Below are 24,345 nucleotides of genomic sequence, written 5' to 3' on the forward strand. Positions count from 1 at the left end.
CCCCGTCCCCGCGATCGCGAGATCGCCGGGGGCGGGGCTCCCGTCTTTCCACAGCCGCTCCGCCCCCGCCGCGCCTATGCGCCCGATGCGGGGGCGACCGGTTGCCTCAGGATGGTGCGCTGCCGCTCGGGCGCGACCCGGCGGAAGTCGCTGAGGTAGATCTCGTGGTGTCTGCCCACCATCCGCAGCCCGTTGTCCGGGACGAACTCACCGTGCAGTCGCGCCAGCACCTCGGCCTCGTCGTCGAAGGAACCGACGTGCAGCGTCTGCACGCACCGCCCCTCGGACAGCGTCGCCAGGCGGACGTCGTCGAGACGTGACGGGCGGTTCCTGGCCCCGGCCTGCGCGACGGCGGCGGTGAACAGGTCCTGGCCGATCCAGTCCGGGACCATGATCATCAGCCTCCAGTCCCACCGTGCCTTGTCGCGCCGGGCGGTGAACGAGTCCATGTCCTCGGCCCACCACAGGCCCTCCAGGGGCGGGACGACGTAGTCACGGCCGAGGTCCCGCCTGCTGGCGAACTTCAGCTTGTAGGCCACCGGGTAGAGGGCTTCGATGGCGCCGGTGAACGCCGGTGCGCCGTTCGGGTCGCCGTGGCCGTCGACCATGAGGTACCGCGTGTCGGGCACGTCCACGATCCGGAACTGGCCGCGTCCGGCCTGGTAGGCGTCGAGCGTCTTCTTGAAGTCGGTCTTGTCAGTCATCAGGCACCTGGGCTCGGGCGGCGAGCCACTGCCTTTCCGCCTCCAGGAGGCTCAGCGAGTACGAGAAGACCTCCCGCGCCGGGTGCGGGAGGGGGGCCTGCGCCTGCTGCGCCGACCGGACCGACTCGATGCGCGCCTCGACCCGCGCCAGCCGGGTGCGCAGCGCCTGCGCGTACTCCCGGTCGGAGAGCAGGGGCAGGTTGGCGATGCCGACGAGAATCGGGTGCCGGACCGGCTGCGGTTGCTCGATGAGCGCCAGCGCGGTGCGCGCCGCGGCCGCCCGGCCCTCGGCGGTGGCGTGGAACACCTGGCGGGACTTCGGGGCGGCGGGAGCCTCGGGAACGTGGACCAGGCCGCGCCTGTCCAGGATGGCGAGCAGGTAGTAGATCGAGGAGAACCCGACGTCGGACCACTGCCGGATGCCGCGTCGCGCGATGACCTGCTCCAGGTCGTAGCCGTGCCGGGGGCGTTCGATGATCAGGCCCAGCACGGTCAGCTCGGCGGTGGTCAGCTCCACGGCCCTATTCTAGTACTAGGATAGGGCCCCCAGGGGGACCGGTCCGGGGTGCCCCCGGTGCCGGCGGCGCGGTGGTGGTCCGGTTGACTGGTGCCGTGCTGAAGGTGGGACTGACCGGAGGAATCGGGTCCGGCAAGAGCGCCGTGGCGAGGCGACTGACCGAGTGCGGCGCGGTGGTGATCGACTCCGACCGGGTGGCCCGGGAGGTGGTCGAGCCGGGCACGGAAGGGCTGGCCGAGATCGTCGCCGCCTTCTCCGAGCGGGTCCTCGACGCCGACGGCGCCCTCGACCGGGCGGCGCTGGGCGCGCTGGTGTTCGCCGACGAGACGGCGCGCCGCCGGCTGGAGGCGATCACCCATCCCCGCGTACGGGCCCGCGCCGCCGAACTGGCCGCCGCGGCGGCACCCGACGCGATCGTGGTCAACGACGTGCCGCTGCTGGTGGAGGTGGGGCTCGCGTCCACGTACCACCTGGTGGTCGTGGTGCAGACGGAGGTGGCCACCCGGTTGGCGCGGCTGGCCCGCGACCGGGGGATGGACCGGGCGGAGGCCGAGCGGCGGATCGCCGCGCAGGCCGACGACGCCCGGCGGCGGGGTGCGGCGGACGTGCTGCTGACCAACGACGGCAGCCTCGACGACCTGCACGCGGCCGTCGACGCGCTGTGGCGCGAGCGGCTGCGGCCCTACGAGGCGAACCTGCGCGAGCGGCGGGCGGCCCCCTCGGAGCACGTCGTCCTGACGGAGGCCGACCCGACCTGGCCGCAGCAGTACGCGCGGCTGGCCGCCCGGATCCGGCACGCGCTCGCCCCCGCCGACCTGCGTATCGACCACATCGGCTCGACCGCGGTCCCGGGGCTCGCCGCCAGGGACGTGATCGACATCCAGCTCACCGTCCCGACCCTCGCCGACGCGGACGGACCGCTGGCCGAACGGCTCGCGGAGGCGGGCTTCCCACGCCTGCCGGGCGAGTGGTGGGACGACCCCCGCCCGCCCGGCAGCGGCCGGTGGGAGAAGCGGCTGCACGGCAGCGCCGACCCGGGCCGCCCCGTGCACCTGCACGTCCGCCCGGCCGACGCGCCCGGCTGGCGGTACGCGTTGCTGATGCGCGACCACCTGCGTGCCGACCCGGACCAGCGGGCGGCCTACCTGGCGCTGAAGCGGGAGCTGGCGGCCTCCGCCCCGGACAGCGCCCCCTGGACCACCGCGAAGGACCCGTGGTTCGACGAGGAGCACCTGCGCGCCGAGCAGTGGGCGGCGCAGACCGGCTGGCGTCCCTGACCGGTCAGCGGCCCCCGCCCGGGGGCCGGGGCGGTGGGACGAGCCGGGGCACCGTGGTGGGCGTCAGGTCGAGCTGGGCCCAGGCGCCGGTGCGGGTGCGCAGCTCCAGGCGGCGCAGCGCGCCGGCCCGGTCGATCCAGTAGCGCAGCAGCCCCCGGGACGTGCGCAGTTCGACCACGTCGACGGTCTTCCCGGCGACGGTGTCGCCGCGCACCCGCAGGGGGGCGCCCCGCCCGCCGGGCGACCGGGCGGCCCGCAGCGCCGCGTCGAGCAGCAGACCCAGGTCGCCCGCGCGCCGCGGGTCGGCCCCCCAGCCCCGGGCGGGCGGCGGCAGCGGCGGTCGGCCGGGCGATTCCACGGTGCCCGGGACCGTCGCGGCCGGCACCTCCGCCCGGCGCACGCCGGCGCCGTCGACGCGCAGCAGCGTCCGGCGCTCCGGCACGGCGAGGTCGGCGACGGTCAGGTAGGCCGCCCGCCCGCTCCAGCTCACCCAGCCGGCTCCGCGCAGGTTCGTGGCGGCGGCGACGGGCGCGGTCAGGGCCACGGCGGCGCCGCCACGGGCGCGCAGCCGGGCGGGCAACCGGTCCAGCCGGCCCCGCTCGACGGCGGTCAGGGCGCGGGGCTGCCCGGGACGGCCGCCGAGGGCGTCGACCGGCCGCAGCGTGGGCCGGTCGGTCCGGTTCAGCTGCACGGTCACCGGGCCGACGCCGGCCAGCCCGGTCTCCAGCCGGTGCAGCCGCGCGTCGTGGTCGAGCCAGTAGCGGGGGAGCCCGTTCGGGGGCGGGACGCCGGGGCCGGGCGGCGGTGCCTCGAGGATGTCGACGGGTGCCGCCCCGACCGTGGCCCCACCGATCCGGCGCGTGGCGTCGGCCGGCGGCTCCGGGCGGTCGGAGGCGAGGCGGAAGAGCAGGTCGAGCACGGCGGCCAGCCCCCGTCCGGCGGGCGGGTCGTGCAGCCGCCAGCGGTCCGCCGGCGGCACCAGCGGGGGCGGCGCGGGGGTCGGCACCGCCGTCGGGTCGGGGCGCAGCAGGACCACCGTCGGGGTGGCCTGGAGCAGCCCGCGCTCGGCGCCCGCGCCGGGCCCGCCGACGTCGAGGTAGACCAGCGGCCGGGACCAGTCGACCCAGCCGACCAGTTCGGTACGCGCCGCGCCGGTGCCCGCGGTGACGCGTACCCCGGCCCGCAGGTCCCGGTAGTTGGTGACCCGCATCGCGGCCAGTCGCTCGCGCTCGTCGCCCGTCAGCGCCCTCGGCTGCTCCGGCCGCTCGGGCGCCCAGTTCGCCAGCCCCACGACCAGCGCGGCGGCGGAGAGCACGGCCACGGCCGCGAGCACCAGCAGGACGGTACGCCGGCGGCCGGTCACCACCCGTGGGATGCCGCCGGTGTGCGCGTCGTCGTGCGTCGGCGGGCCCTGCGGCGGGTCAGGCGGGCCGGAACGGGCGGCGGAGGTCTCCACGGGAGGTTGAACGGGATTCACCCCCGTGGGGTGACGAGCAGGGGCGCTCGCGGCGGCCGGTCAGCGCCTCACGCGCGACCACGTCGGGTGCGCACGCCGGGTGTGCCGGGTGCTGCGACCCTGTGCCGGGGGCGGGCCGGCCGTGACGGCCTGGCCACCTGCCCGGTCGGCCGCCGCGAGCGGCCTACACGGAGAGCGTAGTCCGGTGAGATGCGCCACACAATGCGAATATTGAAGCCGATCACGGACCGGGCGTAGTCGCGCCGCGGTGTCGGACCCCCGGCGTACCGTTGGGGTCATGGCGCTCGACATTCCCCGGCTCGACGGCCGTTTCCAGGTCATCAGCGAGTTCCAGCCGGCCGGCGACCAGCCGGCGGCCATCGACGACCTGGAGCGTCGGGTCCGACGCGGCGACCGCAACACGGTGCTGCTCGGCGCGACCGGCACCGGCAAGAGCGCCACCACCGCGTGGCTGATCGAGCGGGTGCAACGGCCCACGCTGGTGCTGGCGCCCAACAAGACGCTCTGCGCGCAGCTGGCCAAGGAGTTCAGCGAGCTGCTGCCGCACAACGCGGTCGAATACTTCGTCTCCTACTACGACTACTACCAGCCCGAGGCCTACATCCCGCAGACCGACACCTACATCGAGAAGGACTCCTCGATCAACGAGGAGGTCGAGCGGCTGCGGCACTCGGCGACCATGTCGCTGCTCACCCGCCGCGACGTGATCGTGGTGGCCACCGTCTCGGCGATCTACGGCCTGGGCACCCCGGAGGAATACCTCGACCGCGCCGTGCGGGTCGCGGTCGGGCAGGAGCTGGACCGCGACCAGCTGCTGCGCCGGCTGGTCGACATCCAGTACACGCGCAACGACATGGCCTTCAACCGGGGCACCTTCCGGGTCCGCGGCGACACGCTGGAGATCATCCCGGCCTACGAGGAGCTGGCCGTGCGGATCGAGCTCTTCGGCGACGAGGTGGAGAAGCTCTACTACCTCAACCCGCTCACCGGCGACGTGGTCAAGGAGGTCGACGGGCTGGTGATCTTCCCGGCCACCCACTACGCGGCCGGGCCGGAGCGGATGGAGCGGGCGATCCGCGACATCGAGGCCGAGCTGGCCGAGCGGCTGGCCGAGCTGGAGCGGCAGGGCAAGCTGCTGGAGGCGCAGCGGCTGCGGATGCGCACCACCTACGACATCGAGATGATGCGCCAGGTCGGGTTCTGCTCCGGCATCGAGAACTACTCGATGCACATGGACGGCCGGCTGCCGGGCAGTCCGCCGCACTGCCTGCTCGACTACTTCCCCGACGACTTCCTGACGGTCGTCGACGAGTCGCACGTGACCATCCCGCAGATCGGCGGCATGTATGAGGGCGACGCGTCCCGCAAGCGGATGCTGATCGACCACGGCTTCCGGCTGCCCAGCGCCGCCGACAACCGGCCGCTGCGCTTCGACGAGTTCCTGGAGCGGGTGGGCCAGATGGTCTTCCTCTCCGCGACGCCCGGCCCGTGGGAGCTGGAGCAGGCCCAGGGCGAGTTCGTCGAGCAGGTGATCCGGCCCACCGGTCTGATCGACCCGGAGGTCGTCGTCAAGCCCACCAAGGGCCAGATCGACGACCTCATGCACGAGATCAAGCTGCGCACCGAGCGCGACGAGCGGGTGCTGGTCACCACGCTGACCAAGAAGATGGCCGAGGACCTGTCCGACTACCTCCTGGAGAACGGCATCCGGGTGCGCTACCTGCACTCCGAGGTCGACACGCTGCGCCGCGTGGAGCTGCTGCGGGAGCTGCGCAAGGGCGACTACGACGTGCTGGTCGGCATCAACCTGCTCCGGGAGGGTCTCGACCTGCCGGAGGTGTCGCTGGTGGCCATCCTCGACGCCGACAAGGAGGGCTTCCTGCGCAGCGGCCGGTCGCTGATCCAGACCATCGGCCGGGCGGCGCGGAACGTCTCCGGTCAGGTGCACATGTACGCCGACAAGATCACTCCGTCGATGGCCGAGGCGATCGGGGAGACCAACCGGCGGCGGGACAAGCAGATCGCGCACAACGAGGCCCACGGCATCAGTCCCGAGCCGCTGCGCAAGAAGATCCACGACATTCTCGACGACATCTACCGCGAGGCGGAGGACACCGAGAACAGCCGGGTCGGCGGTGCGGTGCGGCAGCTCTCCCGGGGCAAGGCGCCGGTCAAGGAGACCCGCAGCCGCGCCCGGACCGGCGGCGCCGGGCCCGCGCGGGAGGGGATGGCCCGGGCCGAGCTGGCCCAGCTCATCCAGGAGCTCAACGACCAGATGCTGGCCGCGGCCCGGGAGCTCCAGTTCGAGCTGGCCGCCCGGATCCGCGACGAGGTCGCCGACCTCAAGAAGGAGCTGCGCGGCATGGACGCCACCGGCGTGAAGTGATCCCCGATCGGCGCCGGTGGCGCGCCGGGAACGGCAGCGGCACGCGCACAGTCCTGCGGTGACGACGGGGGGTCGGTGATGGGCGGGGCGGACGGCGGGGTCGGCGAACTGGTCGTCGGTGTCCCCGAGATCCGGCTGCGTCCCTTCGTGGACCGCTACCTCGGCTACCGGGAGTGGGCGGCGCAACCCCTCGTCCGCCGGGAGGTGGCCGGGGCGTTCGTGGTGGTCATCCTCGGCTGGGGCGCCCCGCTCGACATCGTCGACCCGCGCAGCGCCGAGCGCAGCGCCTACCGGGTCGACTCGTTCGTCGCCGGCACCTTCGACGCCTACTGCGCGACCCGTACCGTCGGCATGGGCGAGGGGGTGGAGCTGCTGCTGGCCCCGCTGGCGGCCCGGCGGATCCTCGGGCTGCCCCTCGGGGAGTTGGCCAACCGGGCGGTGGCGGTCGAGCACCTGCCGGGAGGGTGGTGGGGCCGGTTGCGGTGCCGCCTCGCCGCCGCTGAGAGCTGGTCGGCCCGGTTCGCCCTGCTCGACGCCGCGCTGGCCGTCCGGCTGGCGACGGCCGGCCCGGTCGACGCGCGGCTGGGCTGGGCCTGGCAGCGGCTGGCCGACAGCGGCGGGCAGGTCGGCGTGGGGTCGCTCGCCGAGGAGCTGGGCTGGAGCCGCCGTCACTTCGCCGTGCGGTTCCGCCAGGAGGTCGGCCTGTCACCGAAGACCGTTGCCCGGCTGCTGCGCTTCCACCGCGCGTACGCGGCCCTGGGCGCGGGGCCGGGCGTGCCGGAGGCGCTCGTCGGGGCGGAGGACCCGGGGGTGGCCGGCGGCTGGGCGGATCTGGCCGTGCGCTGCGGCTACTACGACCAGTCCCACCTGATCCGCGACTTCCGTGAGTTCGCCGGCGACACCCCGGCCGCGCTGCTCGCCAGGTCACATTCGTCCAATCCCGGCTGACCGTCCCACCGGCAGAATCGGGGCATGCGAACCATCTACCCGATCTTCCGCTACCGGGACGCGCGCCCTGCCATCGACTGGCTCTGCGCGGCGTTCGGGTTCACCGTGCACGCCGTCCACGACGCGCCCGACGGTTCCGTGGCGCACGCCGAGCTCGTCCTCGACACTGGGATGATCATGGTGGGTGAACGACCCGACTCCGCCCCCCGCCCCGGCGACGAGGAGTGGTCGGTGTACGTGGCGGTGGATGATCTCGACGCGCACCACGCCCGTGCCCGGGCGGCCGGTGCCGAGATCGTCCGCGAGCCCTTCGACACCGACTACGGCTCCCGCGACTACGCCGCCCGTGACCTGGCGGGAAACGTCTGGTCGTTCGGCACGTACCGCCCCTGACCGACGCGCGACGCGGACCCGCGTGGGGGCCGGGGCGAGTGGCTTCAGTTGCGGTACGCGAGCAAGCTATTGCGCTGAGTGATCGTCCTGCCCTACTCTCCCTCGGTGGGGAGGCTGGGGATGCCGTTGCCAACGAGTCCGGTCATTCGTCGCGCCCGGCTGGGCGCCGAGTTGCGTCAGCTGCGCCGGCGGGAGGCGCTGACCCTGGAACAGGTCTGCGACCGGCTGGGTTGGGCCTCCACCTCGAAGCTGTCCCGCATCGAGCTGGGGCAGAGCCGGCCGGACCTGGCCGACGTGCTCGACCTGCTCGACGTCTACGAGGTGCCGCCGCCGCAGCGCGACGCGCTCATCGTCATCGCCCGCGACGCCGCCACCAGCCGGGGCTGGTGGAAGGCGCTGGGGGAGATGGGCGAGCGGCAGCGCACCTACGCCGAACTGGAGGCGGGCGCGGCGAGCATCGTGGACTGGCAGCCCGCCGTCGTGCCGGGGCTGCTCCAGACCCCGGCGTACGCGCGGCTGCGGATCGCCGCCGGCCGGCTGCTCGACCCGGCCCTCGACGTGGAGGCCGACGTGCGCGCCCGGGGGCTGCGGCACGAGGTGCTGCGGCGGACGCACCCGCCCCGTTACACGGCGCTGCTCGCCGAGGCGGCCTGCGACGCCGGCGACACCCCGCCGCAGGTGTGGCGGGAGCAGCTGGGGCACCTGGTCGAGCTGGCCGCCCTGCCGCACGTGACGATCCGGCTGCTGCCCCGGGGCGTCGCCGCGCGGGGCGGGGCGCAGCCGCTCACGCCGTACTCCTGCTACTCGTTCCCTGACCCGGCCGACCCGCGCACGGTGATGCTGGAGGCGCTGACCACCGACGTGCGGCTGGTGACGGCCGCCGACGTCGACCGCTACGAGCAGCTCACCGGCTGGCTGTTGGACGCGGCCCTCGGCCCGGAGGAGACCCTCGTGGCGCTGGACCGGCTCGCCGCCGGTTGAGCCAGGCTCACAGGTGGCGGCGGAAGCCGCCCTCCGAGTCGATCACCTGACCGGTGATCCAGTCGGCGTCGGACGAGCAGAGGAACCGCACCAGCCGGGCGGCGTCCTGCGGCGTGCCCCAGCGTCCGCTCGGAAAGAGCTTGGCGACCTCGGCGTACGCCTCGGGCGAGGCGTATCCGGTGTCGGTCGGGCCCGGGTGGACGCAGTTGACGGTGATGCCCCGTGGCATCAGCAGCGGGGAGAGCTGGAAGGTCGCGTTCTCCACGGCCGCCTTGCTGACCGCGTAGGCGAGGGTCTGCGGCATCGGGCCGAGGCGCTGGCCGGTGGAGAAGAGCACCAGCCGGCCACCCGATCCGGCGGTGAACGCCCCCGCGAACGCTTCGGCGAGCAGCAGCGTGGCCCGCACGTTGACCAGCAGGTGCCGGTCGATCTCGGCCGGATCCAGCGCGCCGAACGGCGTGTCGGTGCAGTAGGCGTGCACGGCGACCACCGCGTCGAGCCGGCCGTGCCGGCGTAGCGCCTCGGCGACCAGGCCGGCGGGCGCGGCCGGGTCGAGCAGGTCGGCGCGGACGTGCCCGGCGTCGCCCAGCTCCTCCAGCAGGGCCGGCACGCCCTCGGGATCACCGCCGTAGGGCTGGGCGTCGTCGAACTCCGGCAGGCCGGTGAGCAGCAGCCGCCAGCCGTCCGCGGCGAGTGTGCGGGCGACCGCCGCGCCGATGCCGATCCGACGACTCACGCCCGTCACGAGGGCCACCCGCTGCGTCATGGTGGCCAGTCAACCGGCATCGGCGACCGGGGGCCAGCGGATATCTCCGCGCGGCAACCGGGCCCGGCGCCCCCGAGCCCGTCGGGACCGGCGGCCGACGCGTGCACGGCGCACCCTAGGACAGGGGTACGACAGCTCAGGCCGGCACGTCCACGAAGTGCTCGACCAGCGGCGGGTTGGCGAAGTAGGGGCCGATCAGCGCCCGCCACTGCGCGAAGCGCTCGGTGGCGCGGAAGTTGTCGTTGTGCGCCTCGACGGAGTCCCACTCGACCAGCAGCACGAACCGGCTCGGGGACTCGACGCCCCGGGTCATCCGCACCGACCGGCAGCCGGGCGTGCCGGCGAGCACCGGATGCCCCTTGGCGTACGCGGCGGCGAACTCGTCCTCGTGTCCCGGCAGTACGTCGATGAGCGCGACCTCAAGCACCATGCCCGGCAGCCTTTCACGCCGCCGTGCGGGCCGGCCGCCGCGGGGGCCTGTTCCCGCAGGCCGGGCGGATCTAGGGTGGGCGCGCGGAAAGGGGAGGCGAATGATCGACTGGCTGACCGGTACGGCGTTCACCGTGGCCGGCACCGGCACCACCTGGGCGGAGCTGCTGGGCTTCGCCACCGGGGTGCTCAACGTCTGGCTGGTGGCCCGGCAGCGGATCGCCAACTGGCCGGTCGGCATCGCCAACGTGCTGCTGCTGATGCTGCTGTTCTGGACGGCGGGCCTCTACGCCGACGCCGGCCTCCAGGTCGTCTACGTCGGCCTGGGCCTGTACGGCTGGTGGGCGTGGCTGTACGGCGGCGAGCGGCGCACCCGGCTCACGGTCGGCCGGACCGGGCGCGGGGAGTGGTGGGCGCTGGCGGCGGCGGGCGTGGTGCTGACCGGCGGGCTCTGGGCGCTGCTGGACGGGGCCACCGACTCCACCGTGCCGCTGCCGGACGCGCTGACCACCGCGCTGTCGCTGCTGGCGACGTACGGGCAGACCCGCAAGCGGGTGGAGAGCTGGTGGCTGTGGATCGCCGCCGACCTGATCTACATCCCGCTCTACGCCTACAAGGGCCTGTACCTCACGGCGGCCCTCTACGTGATCTTCCTCGGGCTCTGCGTGCTCGGGCTGCGCGAGTGGCGGGCGGACCTGCGGCGCCGCGCCGCCCCGACCCCGGTGCCCCCGGGCCCGGCCCCGGCGACGGCGTGACCGGGGTGAGCCCCGCGGACGGCGTGACCGGGGCGAGCCCCGCAGACGGCCTGACGGCGGCGGGCGTCGGCGCCGGGCCGGCGGCGCCGGAGTTCCGGCACGCGATGGTGGTGGGCAAGTTCTATCCGCCGCACGCGGGCCACCACGCGCTGATCGAGGCCGCCGCCGCCCGCTGCGCGGCCGTCACCGTGGTGGTGGCACCGTCCCGCCGGGAGTCGATCCCGCTCGCGCTGCGGCTGGACTGGCTGCGCGAGGTGCACGCGGGCACCCCGTGGGTCCGTTTCGTGGGCCGGTACGACGACCACCCGGTGGACTACGCCGACCCGGGGGTCTGGGACCTGCACTGCGCGGTGTTCCGCGAGGCGCTGGGCGGGGCGCCGGTGGACGCCGTCTTCTCCTCCGAGGCGTACGGCGAGGAACTGGCCCGGCGGTTCGACGCCGCGTCGGTCTGCGTGGATCCGGGGCGGCGCGGCGTGCCCGTGTCGGGGACGGCGGTGCGCGCGGACCCGGCGGGCCACTGGGACCGGCTCAGCGCGCCGGTGCGGGCGTGGTTCGTCCGGCGGGTGGTGGTGCTCGGCGCGGAGTCGACCGGCACCACCACGATGGCCGCCGCCCTCGCCGCGCACTACGGCACCCGCTGGGTCCCGGAGTACGGCCGGGAGCTGACCGCGCGGAAGCTGGCCCGGCTGCGCGGGCGGGATCCGGCGGCCACGGTCTTCGACGTGGCCTGGGACCGCGACGACTTCGCCGAGGTGGTCCGGGAGCAGCAGGCGGCGGAGGACGCCGCGGCGCGCTCGTGCGGTCCGCTGCTGTTCTGCGACACGGACGCGCGGGCCACCGCCGTCTGGGAGGAGCGGTACCTGGGGTCGACGTCGGCGCGGGTGCGCGCGGCGGCCCGGCGTCCCGCGCTGTACCTGCTGACCGACCACGTCGGGGTGCCCTTCGACGACGACGGGCTGCGCGACGGCGAGCACCTGCGGGCGTGGATGACGGGGCGGTTCCGGGCGGAACTGGCCGGCTGCGGGGTGCCGGTGGTCGAGCTGGCCGGCCCGCACCGGCGGCGCCTGGCCCGGGCGGTGGCCGCCTGCGACGCGGTGCTGGCGGCGGGCTGGTCGCTCGCCGATCCGCTGGTCGCGCCCGATTCGGAGCACTAGCCTCCTAGGATGCTCTACGGATGGTGCGGCCGGTCTCGATGCCCCGCCGCCCACCAGCATCGATGCGTCGGGGTGGGAAAGGACACTCACGACCCGGGATGCGGCCACTGGCGGCGGTGGGTCAGAATGGCGGGCGAGGAGGGGAGTATTCCCCCGCGACGGAGTCGTCAGCACGGTCGAGCGCCGATCCCTGGACGCACGACCCGGCCCGTCGGTCGCCGCCCCCTCGGGGACGGTGACGGAAGAGACCTCCGACAGTCACCAGAGTCAGCGTCGCCGGCACACCGCGTCCACGAAGGGCGTACGGTGTGCCCGTCGTTGCGTGTCTGCCGGAGGAATGAACCTTGGACGTGTCCGGACTGGTCTGGGTGGGGACGCTCGTCGCCCTGACCGGGATCCTGCTCGTGGATCTGCTGATCGTCGGTCGGCGGCCGCACGAGCCCAGCGTGCGTGAGTCGAGCCTCTGGGTCGGCTTCTACGTCGCTCTGGCACTGATCTTCGGCGGTGGCGTCTGGCTGGCCTCCGGGGCCAGCGCGGCCGGGCAGTTCTACACCGGCTGGCTGACCGAGTACAGCCTCTCGGTCGACAACCTGTTCGTCTTCGTGATCATCATGGCGCGGTTCGGGGTGCCCCGGCAGTACCAGCAGAAGGTGCTGCTCATCGGCATCGTGCTGGCGCTGGTCATGCGGGGCGGCTTCATCGCGGCCGGCGCGGCGCTGATCTCCCAGTTCTCCTTCGTGTTCTACATCTTCGGCGCGTTCCTGATCTACACCGCGATCAACCTCGCCCGGCAGGGCGAGCCCGACGAGGACGAGTTCTCCGAGAACCTGTTGATCCGGTGGAGCCGCAAGGCCCTGCCGATCTCCCGGGACTACGACGGCGCCAAATTGACCACCCACACGGCGAAGGGCAAGCGGATCTTCACCCCGATGCTGATCGTCATGATCGCCATCGGCACCACCGACCTGATCTTCGCGCTCGACTCGATCCCGGCGATCTTCGGCATCACCCAGGAGCCGTACCTGGTCTTCACCGCCAACGTCTTCGCGCTGATGGGCCTGCGGCAGCTCTACTTCCTGCTCGGTGGCCTGCTCAGCCGCCTGATCTACCTCAGCTACGGCCTGGCCGTGGTGCTCGGCTTCATCGGCGTCAAGCTGGTGCTGGAGGCCCTCGCGGACAACAAGCTGCCGTTCATCAACGGCGGCGAGCACGTCTCCTGGGCTCCGCACATCCCGATCTGGCTCTCACTGACGATCATCCTCGGCACCCTCGCGGTGGCCACCGTGGCCAGCCTGGTCAAGTCCTCCCGCGACCGGCGGCGGGTGCTGACCGACGCCCGCCACTGAGGCGTACGCGACGCGACGAGAGGGGGCGCCCCACCGGGGCGCCCCCTCTCGTGCCGTACGCGGGTCAGACGCGGTGCACGCCGACCAGGGTGGCGGTGCGCTCGTCGGGCAGTCGCTCCTCCAGCACCCGGCGTTGCAGGTAGCAGGCGTGCAGCATCCGCCGGTCGTCGCCGGGGCGCGGGTCGGCGGTGACGATCCCGATGTGGTGGATCCGCCGCCCGGGGCGGGCGAAGAAGTAGAGGTCGCCGGGGCGTTCCGCGCCCAGCGGCACCGGCGTGGTCACCGTCGCCTGGTCGCTGGCGTCGCGCGGCAGCAGCACGCCGAGCCGCCGCCAGGCCAGGTGGACCAGGCCGGAGCAGTCGATGCCGTACGCCGACACCCCGCCCCAGATGTAGACGACGTCGATAAGGCGCTGCGCGACGGCCAGCACCTCCTCGGCCGACGGAGGCGCGGTGGGCACCGGCACCGCGTCGCCGGCGGGCAGCCAGAGCGGCGCGGAGTGGCCGGGCGCGTGCACCGGCTGCCAGCCGTCGACCGCCGACCCGGCCGGGATCAGCCGGGTGCCCAGGATCACCCCGGACAGCAGTTCGGCGCCGCCCGGCGCGTCACGCAGCGCGGTGACGGTGGCGTCGACCACGAGCGGGTCCGCCTCGGGGGCGCCGGCCCCGGCGACCAGCTGCTCGGCGGGCAGCCAGCCGGGGTAGCCGCGCGGGTGCAGCCGGGGGGCCGGCTGCTCGACCGCCACCACGTGGGCCCAGCCGTCCGGGCGCACTTCGGTGACCAGCACCCGCTCGCCGAGCAGCAGTTGGCTCAGTACGCAGTCGCCGACCTGCTGGTCGGTGTCCATGCCGGAGATCCAGGCGGCGATGTCCGTACGCGCGGCCAGGGCGGGGCCGTCGACGGGTCGTACCGCCTCGGGGCAGCTCCAGAGGGTCGCGACCGCGACCCGGACCACGGCCTCCCGGCCCGGTTGCAGCTCCACGTCCACCCCCAGCTCGCGCCGAATGTCCCCGCGACCATATGAAAGTTTTCGACGAGCATCAACCGGCAGTCTGCATCTTTACTTCAGTCACGGAGCTGATGCCCAGGCCCGGCGCGTCCGGCAGCACGACGGTGGCACCGTCGTACCGCAGGCCGCCGCGCACCGGCGACCAGGCCAGCCACCAGGCGGCGTCCAGGTCGGCCACCGCGGTGGTGCCGTAGGCGCCCACCAGGCTCGCGGCGGCGCCGATGCCCACCTGGCTCTCCATCATCGACCCGACGACGGTGCCGAGGCCGTGCGCGGCGGCGAGGTCGAGCAGCGTCCGGGCCGGATGCAGGCCGCCGCACTTGGCGAGCTTGACGTTGACCATGTCGGCGGCCCGGCGGCGGATCACCTCGACCAGGTCGCGGACGCCGAAGACCGACTCGTCGGCGAGGATCGGCACGTCCACCCGGTCGCTGACCCAGGCCAGCCCGTCCAGGTCCCAGCGGGCGACCGGCTGCTCGACCAGTTCCACGTCCAGCCCGGCGTCCTCGACGCCCCGGATCACCCGGACCGCCTCGCGCGGGGTCCAGCCCTGGTTGGCGTCCAGCCGGATGCGGACCCCGTCGCCGACGGCGGCACGCACCGCGCGGACCCGCTCCAGGTCGCCGGCCGCGTCGGTGCCCACCTTCAGCTTCAGCACGCCGAAGCCCTCCGCCCGCCGCTGCCGGGCCGCCGCCGCCAGGTCCACCGCGTCGCCCGCGGCGAGCGTGACGTCCGTGGGCACCCGCAGGGCGGTGCCCCCGAGCAGCCGCACCAGCGGTACGCCGAGCCGCCGCGCGGCCAGGTCGTGCAGCGCGACGTCGACGGCCGCCTTGGCCGCCTCGTTGCCGACGACCGCCCGTTGCACCTCGGTGCAGCGGGCCACCAGGTCGTCGGCGTCGCGGCCGGTGAGCGCCGGGCCGAGCAGTTCGCGGACGCACGCCTCGGAACCGGCGACCGACGCCCCGGTGACCTGCCACACCTGCGGCGCCTCGCCGAAGCCGGACCGCCCGTCGGCATCGACCACCTCCACGACCAGGGTCTCCACGGTGGTGGTGCGGCGCAGCGCGGTCACGAACGGCGTGTGCAGGGGCGCAGAGAGCCGGTGGGTGCGTACCGCCGCGATCGTCATGTGCGGCACCCTATACGGGCACGGGCAGGCGAAGGGGAGGCCGGCATGAGCGAGCGGATCGGGCGAATCATCGGGCGCGGGGCGGTGGTGCCCCGTGGCGGCACGGGGCGCAGCGGAGCGCCGGCATGAGCGGGCGGGACTGGGAACTGGTGGGCGCGCCGAACGCGCGGGACCTCGGCGGCCTGGTCGGCGCCGACGGCCGGAGGGTGCGCCCGGGGGCGCTGATCCGCACGCCGGCGCTGGGTCGGCTGACCGACGAGGACCTGCCGGTGCTGGCCAAGCTCGGCCCGGCCTGCGTGGTCGACCTGCGGGACCACTCGGAGACGGCGGTCGCCCCACCGGACCGGCTGACCGGTCAGCCGCGGGTGGTGCACCTGCCGGTGCACGACGCCGAGCACCCCGTCTTCACGTACGTCTCGGCGGTGCTGCTCGGGCACGACCTGGGCGCGTACGCGGGCCTGGCGGAGCAGGGCACGCCGGCGGCGATGGCGGCGATCTACCGCTGGTTCGTCAGCGGGGAGTCGGCGCGGGCGAACTTCGGCACGGCGGTGCGGCTGGCGGCCCAGGCGGAGAACCTGCCGCTGGTCTACCACTGCTCGGCGGGGAAGGACCGCACGGGCTGGTTGACGGTGCTGCTGCTCAGCGCGCTCGGCGTGGACGAGGCGGCGATCCGGGCGGACTACCTGGCGAACAACCGGCTGACCGAGAGCCTGCGGGAGGTCCTGCTGGAGGCGATGCGGCGGCGGATGCCGGAACTGGACGTCGAGGCGGTGCGCCCGGTGCTGGAAGTGCGCGAGGAGTACCTGGACGCCGCGTACGCGGAGGTGCGCCGGGCGCACGGGTCGTTCGGCGCGTACCTGCGCGACGGGCTCGGCGTGACCGACGACCTGGTGACGGCGCTGCGGGCACACCTGCTGGAGTAAGGCCTCAGGTCAGGTCGCGCCGGGCGGCCCAGGCGGCGGCGGACACCCGGGCGATCAGCCGGCAGGCGTCGTCGTCCTCCTCGCCGCTGGGGCCGCCGTCGGCGAGGTCGGTGGTGGTGCAGACGACGACGGCGTACGGCGGCGCGTCGTCGGGGAAGACCACCCCGGCGCCGTGCCGCACGCCGCGCACCCAGCCGTTCTTGTGCGCGATGCGGGTGCCCTCGGGCAGCCCGGCGGCCAGGTCCTCGCGGTGTTCCTGGGCGAACAGCACGTCGAGCATGGCGGCGCAGCCGGCCGGCGAGGCCAGCGGACCCGGGGTGTCCGCGCCGGCAGCCAGCGCACCGAGCAACGCGGCGAGGTCGGCGGCGGTGACGAGGTTGGTGACGCCCGCCTCGCGGGCCGCGAAGTCCTCGATGCCGCGGCCGGTGACGCTGTGCCGGGCCCCGGCGAGGTCCCACACCCGTGCCACCGCCGGCAGTCCGACGTGGCCGATGACCAGGTTGGTGGCGAGGTTGCTGGAGCGGACGATCATGCGGTGGGCGAGCCAGCGCAGTGTCGCCTCGGCGCCGACGCGCTCCCAGACCGCCTCGTCGTTGTCGTAGTGCCGGGCGCAGGAGAACCGGGGCGCGCCGGGCAGCGCCGAGTCGAACTCGTTGCGCACCGGCACCGGGGCGTCCAGGTCGAGGGCGCCGGCCTCGGCGGCGCGGTGCAGCGCGACGAGCACCGCTGCCTTCATGGTGCTGGCCGCGTAGTGGGTCGCGTCGGCGTGCCGGGTCCAGGTGGGGGTGGCGCCGACCCGCCCCACGTACGCCGACACCGTGCCGGGCACCCCGTCCAGATGGGCGTCGAGCTCGTCCCAGGTCATGCGGCTGACCGTAACGGATCGCCGACGGGGCGGCGGGTCGGGGCGTTCGGCCGTACCGTGCGGGGATGACGGTTGCCGCCTACGACGCGCACGCCGACTGGTACGAGGCGTTCGCCACCGACACGTCCAGCGACTACATGACCCGGGTCCGCGGCCAACTCCGCGACCTGCTCGGTCCCGGCCCCGGCCGCTGCCTCGACCTGTGCTGCGGCACGGGGCTCCAGGCGGCGGAGCTGCGCCGGCTGGGCTGGGATCCGGTGGGGATGGACCTCTCCGGCGGGCAGCTGCGGCACGCCCGCGCGCGCCTGCCGGTGGCCCGTGCCGACGCGGCGGCGCTGCCGGTGGCCGACGCCTCGGTGTCGGCGGTGGCGTGCGTGCTGGCCCACACCGACGTGCCCGACTACGCGGCGGTGATCGCCGAGGCGGCGCGGGTGCTCGCGCCCGGTGGGCGGTTCGTGCACGTGGGGGTGCACCCGTGTTTCGTGGGGGCGTTCGCCGACCGCTCCGATCCGGCGCGGATCGTGATCGACGGCGGCTACGCCGACCGGGAGCGCAGCTTCCGGGCCTGGTCGCCGCACGGGGTGCGGGTGCGCGTCGGCGCCTGGCACGTCCCGATGGCCGGCCTGCTCAACGCGGTCACCGACGCCGGCCTGACGCTGGTCCGCACCACCGAGGCGGGGTCCGGCCGGGTGCCCGACCTGTTCGCCTTCCTCGCCACCCGCCCCGCCTGACGCCCGCGCCGCCCCCTGGCCTGACGCCCGCGCCGGCTGCCTGGCGCCCGCGCCGCCCCCTGGCCTGACGCCCACGCCGCCCCGCCTGACGTGGTCCGGGGCGGCGACGGAGCAGCACCCACGCCGCCGGGGCCCTGACGGGCGGAGCCCGGACCGCGTGGCGCGGTCCGGGCTCCGGGAGAGACTGCCGTCGTACGTCAGCCGGCGTGCTTGCGGCGGGCGGCGGCCCGACCGCGGAGCTGCTGGTCGAGCACCACCTTGCGGATCCGGATGGCGACCGGGGTCACCTCGACGCACTCGTCCTCGCGGCAGAACTCGAGGGCCTGCTCCAGCGACAGCTTGCGCGGCGGGATCAGCTTCTCGGTCTCGTCGGAGGTCGACGCGCGCATGTTGGTGAGCTTCTTCTCCTTGGTGATGTTGACGTCCATGTCGTCGGAGCGGGAGTTCTCCCCGACGATCATGCCCTCGTACACCTCGGTGGTCGGGTCGACGAAGAGCTGGCCGCGCTCCTGCAGGTTGATCATGGCGAACGACGTGACGGCGCCGGACCGGTCGGCGACCAGCGAGCCGTTGTTGCGGGTGCGCAGCTCGCCGAACCACGGCTCGTACGACTCGAAGACGTGGTGCAGGATGCCGGTGCCCCGGGTGTCGGTGAGGAACTCGGTGCGGAAGCCGATCAGGCCCCGGGCCGGGACCAGCCACTCCATCCGGATCCAGCCGGTGCCGTGGTTGACCAGCTGCTCCATCCGGCCCTTGCGGGTCGCCAGCAGCTGGGTGATCGCGCCGAGGTACTCCTCCGGGGCGTCGATGGTGAGCCGCTCGACCGGCTCGCAGGTCTTGCCGTCGATCTCCCGGGTGACGACCTGCGGCTTGCCGACGGTCAGCTCGAACGACTCGCGGCGCATCTGCTCCACCAGGATGGCCAGCGCCAGCTCGCCACGGCCCTGCACCTCCCACGCGTCGGGGCGCTCGGTGGGCAGCACCCGCAGCGACACGTTGCCGACCAGCTCCTTGTCGAGCCGGTCCTTGACCATCCGGGCGGTGACCTTGGCGCCCTTGACCCGGCCGACCAGCGGCGAGGTGTTGGTGCCGATGGTCATCGAGATGGCCGGCTCGTCGACGGTGATCAGCGGCAGCGGGCGCGGGTCCTCCGCGTCGGCCAGGGTCTCACCGATCATGATCTCGGGGATGCCGGCGACGGCGATGATGTCGCCGGGGCCCGCCGAGTCGGCCGGCTTGCGCTCCAGGCCCTCGGTCATCAGCAGCTCGGAGATGCGGACCCGCTGGGTGCTGCCGTCGGTGCGGCACCAGGCCACCGTCTGGCCCTTGTTGATGGTGCCCTGCCGCACCCGGCACAGCGCCAGCCGGCCGAGGAACGGGGAGGCGTCGAGGTTGGTGACGTGCGCCTGCAGCGGCGCCTCCTCCTCGTACGAGGGCGGCGGGATGGTGTCCAGCAGGGTGCGGAACAGGGGCTCCAGGCTGCTGCTGTCGTCGGGGACCGAGCCGTCGGCGGGCTGGGTCAGCGAGGCGATGCCGTCGCGGGCGCAGGCGTAGACGATCGGGAAGTCGATCTGCTCCTCGTCGGCGTCCAGGTCGAGGAAGAGCTCGTAGGTGTCGTCCACGACCTCCTTGATCCGGGCGTCGGGGCGGTCCACCTTGTTGATCACCAGGATGATCGGCATGCGCGCCTTGAGCGCCTTGCGGAGCACGAACCGGGTCTGCGGCAGGGGGCCCTCACTGGCGTCCACCAGCAGCACCACGCCGTCGACCATGGTCAGGCCGCGTTCGACCTCGCCGCCGAAGTCGGCGTGGCCGGGGGTGTCGATGATGTTGATGGTCACCGGGTCGGAGCCGTCGGCCGGCATGTACCGCACGCCGGTGTTCTTGGCCAGGATGGTGATGCCCTTTTCCCGTTCGAGGTCCATCGAGTCCATGACCCGTTCGGTTACCTCGCCGCGGGCGCCGTAGGCGCCGGCCTGCCGCAACATGGCGTCGACCAGGGTCGTCTTGCCGTGGTCGACGTGGGCGATGATGGCGACGTTGCGGAGGTCGGTGCGAAGCTGCATACCCTCCATACTCCTGTCTGCGGTTGCCGGGCACGCGTCGGGGGGTGTTACCCCCAGATGACCCGGATCTCTGCCGGAACTGATGTTCCGACCGTTTCAGCGCCTGGCATGCTGACCCCCGTGGGAATGGGGGCCCGATGCACGACCTGCTGACCTCGCTGCAGGGCCTGCCGCCCCTGCTGATCTATGTGATCGCCGCGATTGTCGTCGCGGGGGAGACCGCCGTGATCTTCGGTCTGCTGGTGCCGGGCGAGGCGACCCTGTTGCTGGTCGGCTTCCTAGCGTACGCGGGGACGCTGCGGCTCGTACCGGCGCTGTTGGTGATGATCGTTGCAGCAGTGATCGGCGACACACTGGCGTACCGGGCGGGCCGGCGGCACGGGCCCCGGCTGCGCGCGGGCCGGCTGGGCGCGCGGGTGGGTCACGAGCGGTGGAGCCGGGCGGACGCGATGCTCGGCCGGCTGGGCGGGCGCGGGGTGCTCACCGCCCGCTGGGTGGCCTTCGCCCGCACCCTGGTGCCCCGGCTGGCCGGGGCGGCCGGGATGCCGTACCGGCGGTTCGCGCCGTGGAACATGGCCGGGGTGGTGACCTGGGTGGGCGGCTCGGTGCTCGTCGGCAACCTGGCCGGCGAGTCGTACGAGACGGTCTCCCGGCTGCTCGGGCGGGCCACCGGCGCGGTGCTGGTGCTGGTGGCCGCGCTGGTCGCGGTGGTGCTGGCGGGGCGGTGGCTGGGCCGCAACCCGGATCCGGCCCGGGCGCTGGCGTCCCGGGCGGCGGGACTGCGGCCGGTGCGCTGGCTCAGCAGCCGGTACGGGGTGCTGTTCTTCCTGCTCGCCATGCACGTCGGGCCGGCCTGGACGCTGCTGATCAACCTGGTCGTGGGCCTGCTGCTGCTCTTCCTGGCCGGGCTCGCCATCGCCTGGGTGCTCGGGGCGGTGGTCCGGCACAGTGGCCTCGCGGTGCTCGACAGCGCGATCGCCGACTGGTTCGCCGACCGGCGTACGCCCGGGGCGGTCGACGTCACGCTCGCGGTGGTCTCGGCGCTGCGCGGATCGGCGCTGATCGTGCTGGTGGCCGTCGTCGCGGCGGTGCTGGCCTGGCGGCACCGGCCCTGGCGGGCGGATTTGCTCAGCGTGGTCGGCACGGTCGGGGCGTTCGTGCCGCTGGTGGTGCTGGCCGTGGTGGTCGACCTGGCCGGACCGACGGCGGGCGGGCCGGCCGGCGGGGCCGCGGCCCTGTTCCCGACGCAGAACGCCGTGGTGGCGGCCAGCCTCTGCACCCTGGCCTGGCTGCTGTCCCGGGGGGCGCGCTGGCCGGTGGCGGTGGCCGCCTGGACGGCCGCGGCGGCCGGCGTGGTCGGCATCGTCGGCGCCCGCCTCTACCTGGGGCTGAGCACCGCCAGCGGCAGCGCCACGGCGGTGCTGCTCGGGGTGGCCTGGACGGCGTTGTTCGTGGTCGCCTGGGCCACCCGTGACAGGGCGGCGGGCGGCGACGTGGCCGAGCCCGAACCGGTGGCGGCCCGCGCCGACGCGTGAGCCGCCTCCGCCATCGCCGAGCCGCGCAGGAGGTTCGCCCCCACCGGCGTTCACGGCGCGGCGGTCGGCGTGCCCGGGGCGCGCGACGGGGCCGTGGCGGTGGCGCCACGGCCCCGTTCCGGCGGGCCGGTCAGTCCCGGGTGGTTACCTGATCGCGTCCCGTCGGCGCGTCGTCGCCGTCCCCGGCGGGCCTGCGCGCGACCCGTCCCGGCCACCAGAAGCGGTCGCCGAGCGTGAACGCCAGCGCCGGCACCAGGACCGTCCGCACGAGCAGGGTGTCCAGCAGGACGCCGATGCAGACGATGATCCCGATCTGGGTCAGCAGGATCAGCGGCAGGACGCCGAGGACCGCGAAGACCGCGGCGAGCAGGACACCGGCGCTGGTGATGACGCCGCCGGTGACCCGCAGGGCCGAGAGCATCCCGGCGCGGGTGCCGCTGCGCCGGGCGTCCTCGCGGGCCCGGGTGACGAGGAAGATGTTGTAGTCCACGCCGAGCGCCACGAGGAACACGAAGGCCAGCAGCAGGACGCCGCTGTCGAGCGCCGGCATGTCGAGCACGTGGTCGAAGAGCAGCCACGACGCGCCGATGCTGGCGAAGAACGACGCGATCACGGTGAGCACCAGCAGCAGCGGGGCGACCAGGCCGCGCAGGAGCAGCACCAGCACCGCGCCGACGAGCAGCAGGATGATCGGCAGGATCAGCCGCAGGTCCCTGCCGTTGGCCTCGTTCTCGTCGTAGGTGGCCGCGACGTTGCCGCCGACCACCGCGCCGTCGAACGCGGGCGCGCCCTCGACCGCGGGCGGGGCGGAGCCGGGGACCGCCGCGACCGCGTCCCGCAGCGCCTCGACGGCCCGGCTCGCCGCCTCGGTCCCGGGCTCGGCCTCCAGCACGACGTCGACCTGGGCGACCTGCGCGCCGGCCTCACCGGGACGCGCGGAGGCGACGCCGGGGACCCCGGCGGCGGTGGCCGCGACGGCCCGCACCGCCGAGGGGGTGGTGAGCACGGCGACCGGCTGGGTCGTGCCGGCGGGGAAGGACCGCGCGAGGGTCTCCGCGCCGGCGACCGCCTCCGGCTTGACCCGGAACTGCTCGGTCTCCGACAGGCCGGTGCGGATGCCCAGCCCGCCGAGGGCGAGCCCGGCGAGCAGCAGCGTCGCGAGCAGCGCGACCGGCACGGGACGGCGCTCGACGGCGGCGCCGAGCCGGCCCCACAGCCGGCCCTCGCGGATCTCCCCGCCGACCCGGGGCACGAACGGCCAGAACAGGCCGCGCCCGCAGATCACCAGGACCGCGGGGAGGACGAACAGCGCCGAGAGCATGGCGAGGACGACACCCGTGGCGCAGGCCACGGCGAGGGCGCGGTTGAGCTCCTGCTCCGACAGCAGCAGGGTGAGCACGCCGAGGACGACGGTGGAGCCGCTGGCGAGGATGGGCTCGGCGACCCGCCGCAGCGCGGCGCGCATCGCCACGAAGCGGTCCTCCTCGCGGCGTAGCTCCTCGCGGTAGCGGGCGATGAGCAGCAGCGCGTAGTTGGTGGCGGCGCCGAAGACGAGGACGCTGGCGATGCCGGTGACGGCGCCGCCGGGCAGGTTGATGCCGACGGCCGGGACGACCGTGTCGAGGGCGCGCAGCGTGAGCTGCTCCGTCGCCGCGACGACGACGAGCGGCACGATCCACAGGAACGGGCTGCGGTAGGTGATGAGCAGCAGCAGCGCCACGACGCCGGCGGTGACGGCCAGCAGCGTGGTGTCGGCGCCGGCGAAGACCTTCGTCAGGTCGGTGGCGAAGGCGGGCCCGCCGGTGACCTCCACGGTCAACCCGGCCGGCGCGTCGTCCAGGGACGCGCGGAGCTGGTCGATCCGCTCCGCGACCGCCTCCTGCCCGCCGGCGGTGGACAGCGGCACGGCGACGAGCGCGACGGTGCCGTCGGGGGAGACCTGCGGCGGGCTGACGCGCCCGCCGACGGCGAACTGGCCGAGGTCGCCCGACTGGCCGGTGAGGGCCGCGCGGTCGGCCTCGGTGAGAGCGGCCCGGTCGGCGCGGCTGACCACGACGATCGCCGGCTGGACGTCGCGGGAGGGCAGTTGGTCCTGGAGGCGCTCCACCTGGGTCGACTGCCACTCCACCGACAGGCCGGTGGCGGAGACGGCCGCCGGGTTGTCGGGCTTGGGCAGCACGAAGACGGCCGCCCCGAACACGATCGCGGCGGCCACGGTGAGCCACGCGGCGAGCCGTCCGCGCGCCACGCGGGTGAACACTGACATCGGATGCCCTCACGGTCTCTCGACGGATTTCCTTCGACGGTCAAGACCTCGCGAACGACTCAAAGGGTCGACCGTCGAGTATCTTGATAAACGAGATTATCGACTGCTGAGTTATGCTGCAACCGGAACGGACAGGCGGGAGGCGGCGACCGACGTGGCAGGTCACGGCATGTACCGGCGGCGCGCCACGCGCCGCGAGCGACTGGTCGCCGAGATCGGCACCGGGCTGCGGCGCTACTCGGTCGACGCGCAGCACATCGGGCACGCCTTCGCCGCCCTGCACGGGCTCAACGCCACCGACCTGCAGGCGCTGATCGCGGTGATGGACGCCGAGCTGGTCGGCCGGCCGATCACCCCCGGCCGCCTGGGCGAGGCGCTCAACCTGTCGTCCGGCTCGGTCACCGCCCTGATCGACCGGCTGGAGCGCGCCGGACACATCCGCCGCGACCGCGACACCACCGACCGGCGCAAGGTCTTCCTGCACTACGCCGAGCAGGGCGCCGCGCTGGCCATGGAGTTCTTCCGGCCCCTGGGCCGGCGCACCGACGACGTGATGGCCGACTTCAGCGACGACGAGCTGGAGGTGGTGCACCGGTTCATGACCGCGATGACCGCCTCGATGGGGGAGCACCGGGACGCGGTGCGCGCCGCCCGCGTCGAGCCGGCCCGGCGCGCGAACGGCTGACGT

The 24,345-nt window shown here is 74.3% G+C and carries 22 protein-coding genes; 12 read left to right on the forward strand and 10 right to left on the reverse strand.

The window, feature by feature from the left end:
• Positions 1-74: 74 nt before the first annotated feature.
• Both ACPXCB_RS29115 and ACPXCB_RS29120 read right to left on the reverse strand, forming a co-directional pair.
• Entirely contained in the window at positions 75-704 is a 630-nt protein-coding gene (locus ACPXCB_RS29115; protein ID WP_425879113.1) for a GyrI-like domain-containing protein, read from the reverse strand.
• Complete coding sequence (locus ACPXCB_RS29120; protein ID WP_425879114.1) at positions 697-1,221, reverse strand: PadR family transcriptional regulator; 525 nt, start codon at positions 1,219-1,221, stop codon at positions 697-699. The genes ACPXCB_RS29115 and ACPXCB_RS29120 overlap by 8 nt, the downstream gene beginning before the upstream one ends.
• A gap of 95 nt (positions 1,222-1,316) precedes the next feature.
• Here ACPXCB_RS29120 and coaE point away from each other — a divergent pair, with 95 nt between their 5' ends.
• Positions 1,317-2,498, forward strand: a complete 1,182-nt coding sequence (coaE, locus tag ACPXCB_RS29125; RefSeq protein WP_425879115.1) for a dephospho-CoA kinase — start codon at positions 1,317-1,319, stop codon at positions 2,496-2,498.
• 4 nt (positions 2,499-2,502) lie between these two features.
• Here the strand turns inward: coaE and ACPXCB_RS29130 are convergent, their stop codons facing one another.
• Positions 2,503-3,954: a hypothetical protein gene (locus ACPXCB_RS29130; protein ID WP_425879116.1), complete on the reverse strand. Its 1,452-nt coding sequence runs from the start codon at positions 3,952-3,954 to the stop codon at positions 2,503-2,505.
• A 298-nt stretch (positions 3,955-4,252) separates the two neighbouring features.
• On the opposite strand from ACPXCB_RS29130, the gene uvrB reads away from it, so the two are divergent.
• From uvrB to ACPXCB_RS29150, 4 genes are all read left to right on the forward strand, one after another.
• Positions 4,253-6,361 (forward strand): excinuclease ABC subunit UvrB, encoded by a 2,109-nt coding sequence (gene uvrB, locus ACPXCB_RS29135; RefSeq protein WP_425879118.1) that lies wholly within the window; start codon positions 4,253-4,255, stop codon positions 6,359-6,361.
• 78 nt (positions 6,362-6,439) lie between these two features.
• Positions 6,440-7,309: a helix-turn-helix domain-containing protein gene (locus tag ACPXCB_RS29140; RefSeq protein ID WP_425879119.1), complete on the forward strand. Its 870-nt coding sequence runs from the start codon at positions 6,440-6,442 to the stop codon at positions 7,307-7,309.
• Between the two features lie 24 nt (positions 7,310-7,333).
• Positions 7,334-7,702 (forward strand): VOC family protein, encoded by a 369-nt coding sequence (locus ACPXCB_RS29145; RefSeq protein WP_425879120.1) that lies wholly within the window; start codon positions 7,334-7,336, stop codon positions 7,700-7,702.
• Positions 7,703-7,822: 120 nt separating this feature from the next.
• Positions 7,823-8,683 (forward strand): helix-turn-helix domain-containing protein, encoded by an 861-nt coding sequence (locus tag ACPXCB_RS29150; RefSeq protein WP_425879122.1) that lies wholly within the window; start codon positions 7,823-7,825, stop codon positions 8,681-8,683.
• Positions 8,684-8,690: 7 nt separating this feature from the next.
• On the opposite strand, the gene ACPXCB_RS29155 is transcribed toward ACPXCB_RS29150, so the two are convergent.
• Both ACPXCB_RS29155 and ACPXCB_RS29160 read right to left on the reverse strand, forming a co-directional pair.
• Entirely contained in the window at positions 8,691-9,449 is a 759-nt protein-coding gene (locus tag ACPXCB_RS29155) for an SDR family oxidoreductase (protein WP_425879124.1), read from the reverse strand.
• A 136-nt stretch (positions 9,450-9,585) separates the two neighbouring features.
• Positions 9,586-9,879, reverse strand: coding sequence for an antibiotic biosynthesis monooxygenase family protein (locus ACPXCB_RS29160; RefSeq protein WP_132240368.1), 294 nt, complete (start codon positions 9,877-9,879; stop codon positions 9,586-9,588).
• A gap of 100 nt (positions 9,880-9,979) precedes the next feature.
• On the opposite strand from ACPXCB_RS29160, the gene pnuC reads away from it, so the two are divergent.
• The 3 genes from pnuC to ACPXCB_RS29175 all read left to right on the forward strand — a co-directional run bounded on the left by pnuC (position 9,980) and on the right by ACPXCB_RS29175 (position 13,133).
• Entirely contained in the window at positions 9,980-10,633 is a 654-nt protein-coding gene (pnuC, locus tag ACPXCB_RS29165) for a nicotinamide riboside transporter PnuC (RefSeq protein WP_425879126.1), read from the forward strand.
• 5 nt (positions 10,634-10,638) lie between these two features.
• On the forward strand, positions 10,639-11,787 hold the full coding sequence (locus tag ACPXCB_RS29170) for an AAA family ATPase (protein ID WP_425879128.1): 1,149 nt from the start codon (positions 10,639-10,641) through the stop codon (positions 11,785-11,787).
• 344 nt (positions 11,788-12,131) lie between these two features.
• On the forward strand, positions 12,132-13,133 hold the full coding sequence (locus tag ACPXCB_RS29175; protein ID WP_357579239.1) for a TerC family protein: 1,002 nt from the start codon (positions 12,132-12,134) through the stop codon (positions 13,131-13,133).
• 64 nt (positions 13,134-13,197) lie between these two features.
• Here the strand turns inward: ACPXCB_RS29175 and ACPXCB_RS29180 are convergent, their stop codons facing one another.
• Both ACPXCB_RS29180 and ACPXCB_RS29185 read right to left on the reverse strand, forming a co-directional pair.
• Complete coding sequence (locus ACPXCB_RS29180) at positions 13,198-14,115, reverse strand: NlpC/P60 family protein (protein ID WP_425879130.1); 918 nt, start codon at positions 14,113-14,115, stop codon at positions 13,198-13,200.
• A gap of 58 nt (positions 14,116-14,173) precedes the next feature.
• On the reverse strand, positions 14,174-15,271 hold the full coding sequence (locus ACPXCB_RS29185; protein ID WP_425879132.1) for a mandelate racemase/muconate lactonizing enzyme family protein: 1,098 nt from the start codon (positions 15,269-15,271) through the stop codon (positions 14,174-14,176).
• Between the two features lie 125 nt (positions 15,272-15,396).
• On the opposite strand from ACPXCB_RS29185, the gene ACPXCB_RS29190 reads away from it, so the two are divergent.
• Positions 15,397-16,194: a tyrosine-protein phosphatase gene (locus ACPXCB_RS29190; RefSeq protein WP_425879134.1), complete on the forward strand. Its 798-nt coding sequence runs from the start codon at positions 15,397-15,399 to the stop codon at positions 16,192-16,194.
• A 4-nt stretch (positions 16,195-16,198) separates the two neighbouring features.
• Here ACPXCB_RS29190 and ACPXCB_RS29195 read toward each other — a convergent pair whose 3' ends face one another.
• Entirely contained in the window at positions 16,199-17,059 is an 861-nt protein-coding gene (locus tag ACPXCB_RS29195; protein ID WP_425879135.1) for a serine hydrolase, read from the reverse strand.
• 65 nt (positions 17,060-17,124) lie between these two features.
• Here ACPXCB_RS29195 and ACPXCB_RS29200 point away from each other — a divergent pair, with 65 nt between their 5' ends.
• The gene (locus ACPXCB_RS29200) at positions 17,125-17,790 is read left to right on the forward strand and encodes a class I SAM-dependent methyltransferase (RefSeq protein ID WP_425879137.1); all 666 of its coding nucleotides are present in this window, start codon (positions 17,125-17,127) and stop codon (positions 17,788-17,790) included.
• A gap of 197 nt (positions 17,791-17,987) precedes the next feature.
• Here ACPXCB_RS29200 and typA read toward each other — a convergent pair whose 3' ends face one another.
• On the reverse strand, positions 17,988-19,856 hold the full coding sequence (gene typA, locus ACPXCB_RS29205; protein WP_425879138.1) for a translational GTPase TypA: 1,869 nt from the start codon (positions 19,854-19,856) through the stop codon (positions 17,988-17,990).
• Positions 19,857-19,993: 137 nt separating this feature from the next.
• Between typA and ACPXCB_RS29210 the strand changes: the two genes are divergently transcribed.
• Positions 19,994-21,391, forward strand: a complete 1,398-nt coding sequence (locus tag ACPXCB_RS29210) for a DedA family protein (RefSeq protein ID WP_425879139.1) — start codon at positions 19,994-19,996, stop codon at positions 21,389-21,391.
• A 130-nt stretch (positions 21,392-21,521) separates the two neighbouring features.
• Here the strand turns inward: ACPXCB_RS29210 and ACPXCB_RS29215 are convergent, their stop codons facing one another.
• Positions 21,522-23,657: an MMPL family transporter gene (locus ACPXCB_RS29215; protein ID WP_425879141.1), complete on the reverse strand. Its 2,136-nt coding sequence runs from the start codon at positions 23,655-23,657 to the stop codon at positions 21,522-21,524.
• 169 nt (positions 23,658-23,826) lie between these two features.
• On the opposite strand from ACPXCB_RS29215, the gene ACPXCB_RS29220 reads away from it, so the two are divergent.
• Positions 23,827-24,342: a MarR family winged helix-turn-helix transcriptional regulator gene (locus ACPXCB_RS29220; RefSeq protein WP_425879143.1), complete on the forward strand. Its 516-nt coding sequence runs from the start codon at positions 23,827-23,829 to the stop codon at positions 24,340-24,342.
• Positions 24,343-24,345: the final 3 nt, after the last annotated feature.

Origin of the sequence: Micromonospora sp. DT62 (assembly GCF_049847285.1) — a bacterium.
Taxonomy (GTDB): Bacteria; Actinomycetota; Actinomycetes; order Mycobacteriales; family Micromonosporaceae; genus Micromonospora; species Micromonospora reichwaldensis.

Coding starts and splice junctions, on each gene's coding strand:
- ACPXCB_RS29115 (WP_425879113.1), bottom strand. CDS start 704: ATGACTGACAAGACCGACTTCAAGAAGACGCTCGACGCCTACCAGGCC.
- uvrB (WP_425879118.1), top strand. CDS start 4,253: ATGGCGCTCGACATTCCCCGGCTCGACGGCCGTTTCCAGGTCATCAGC.
- ACPXCB_RS29140 (WP_425879119.1), top strand. CDS start 6,440: ATGGGCGGGGCGGACGGCGGGGTCGGCGAACTGGTCGTCGGTGTCCCC.
- ACPXCB_RS29145 (WP_425879120.1), top strand. CDS start 7,334: ATGCGAACCATCTACCCGATCTTCCGCTACCGGGACGCGCGCCCTGCC.
- ACPXCB_RS29150 (WP_425879122.1), top strand. CDS start 7,823: ATGCCGTTGCCAACGAGTCCGGTCATTCGTCGCGCCCGGCTGGGCGCC.
- ACPXCB_RS29155 (WP_425879124.1), bottom strand. CDS start 9,449: ATGACGCAGCGGGTGGCCCTCGTGACGGGCGTGAGTCGTCGGATCGGC.
- ACPXCB_RS29160 (WP_132240368.1), bottom strand. CDS start 9,879: ATGGTGCTTGAGGTCGCGCTCATCGACGTACTGCCGGGACACGAGGAC.
- pnuC (WP_425879126.1), top strand. CDS start 9,980: ATGATCGACTGGCTGACCGGTACGGCGTTCACCGTGGCCGGCACCGGC.
- ACPXCB_RS29185 (WP_425879132.1), bottom strand. CDS start 15,271: ATGACGATCGCGGCGGTACGCACCCACCGGCTCTCTGCGCCCCTGCAC.
- ACPXCB_RS29190 (WP_425879134.1), top strand. CDS start 15,397: ATGAGCGGGCGGGACTGGGAACTGGTGGGCGCGCCGAACGCGCGGGAC.
- ACPXCB_RS29195 (WP_425879135.1), bottom strand. CDS start 17,059: ATGACCTGGGACGAGCTCGACGCCCATCTGGACGGGGTGCCCGGCACG.
- ACPXCB_RS29200 (WP_425879137.1), top strand. CDS start 17,125: ATGACGGTTGCCGCCTACGACGCGCACGCCGACTGGTACGAGGCGTTC.
- typA (WP_425879138.1), bottom strand. CDS start 19,856: ATGCAGCTTCGCACCGACCTCCGCAACGTCGCCATCATCGCCCACGTC.
- ACPXCB_RS29210 (WP_425879139.1), top strand. CDS start 19,994: ATGCACGACCTGCTGACCTCGCTGCAGGGCCTGCCGCCCCTGCTGATC.
- ACPXCB_RS29215 (WP_425879141.1), bottom strand. CDS start 23,657: ATGTCAGTGTTCACCCGCGTGGCGCGCGGACGGCTCGCCGCGTGGCTC.
- ACPXCB_RS29220 (WP_425879143.1), top strand. CDS start 23,827: ATGTACCGGCGGCGCGCCACGCGCCGCGAGCGACTGGTCGCCGAGATC.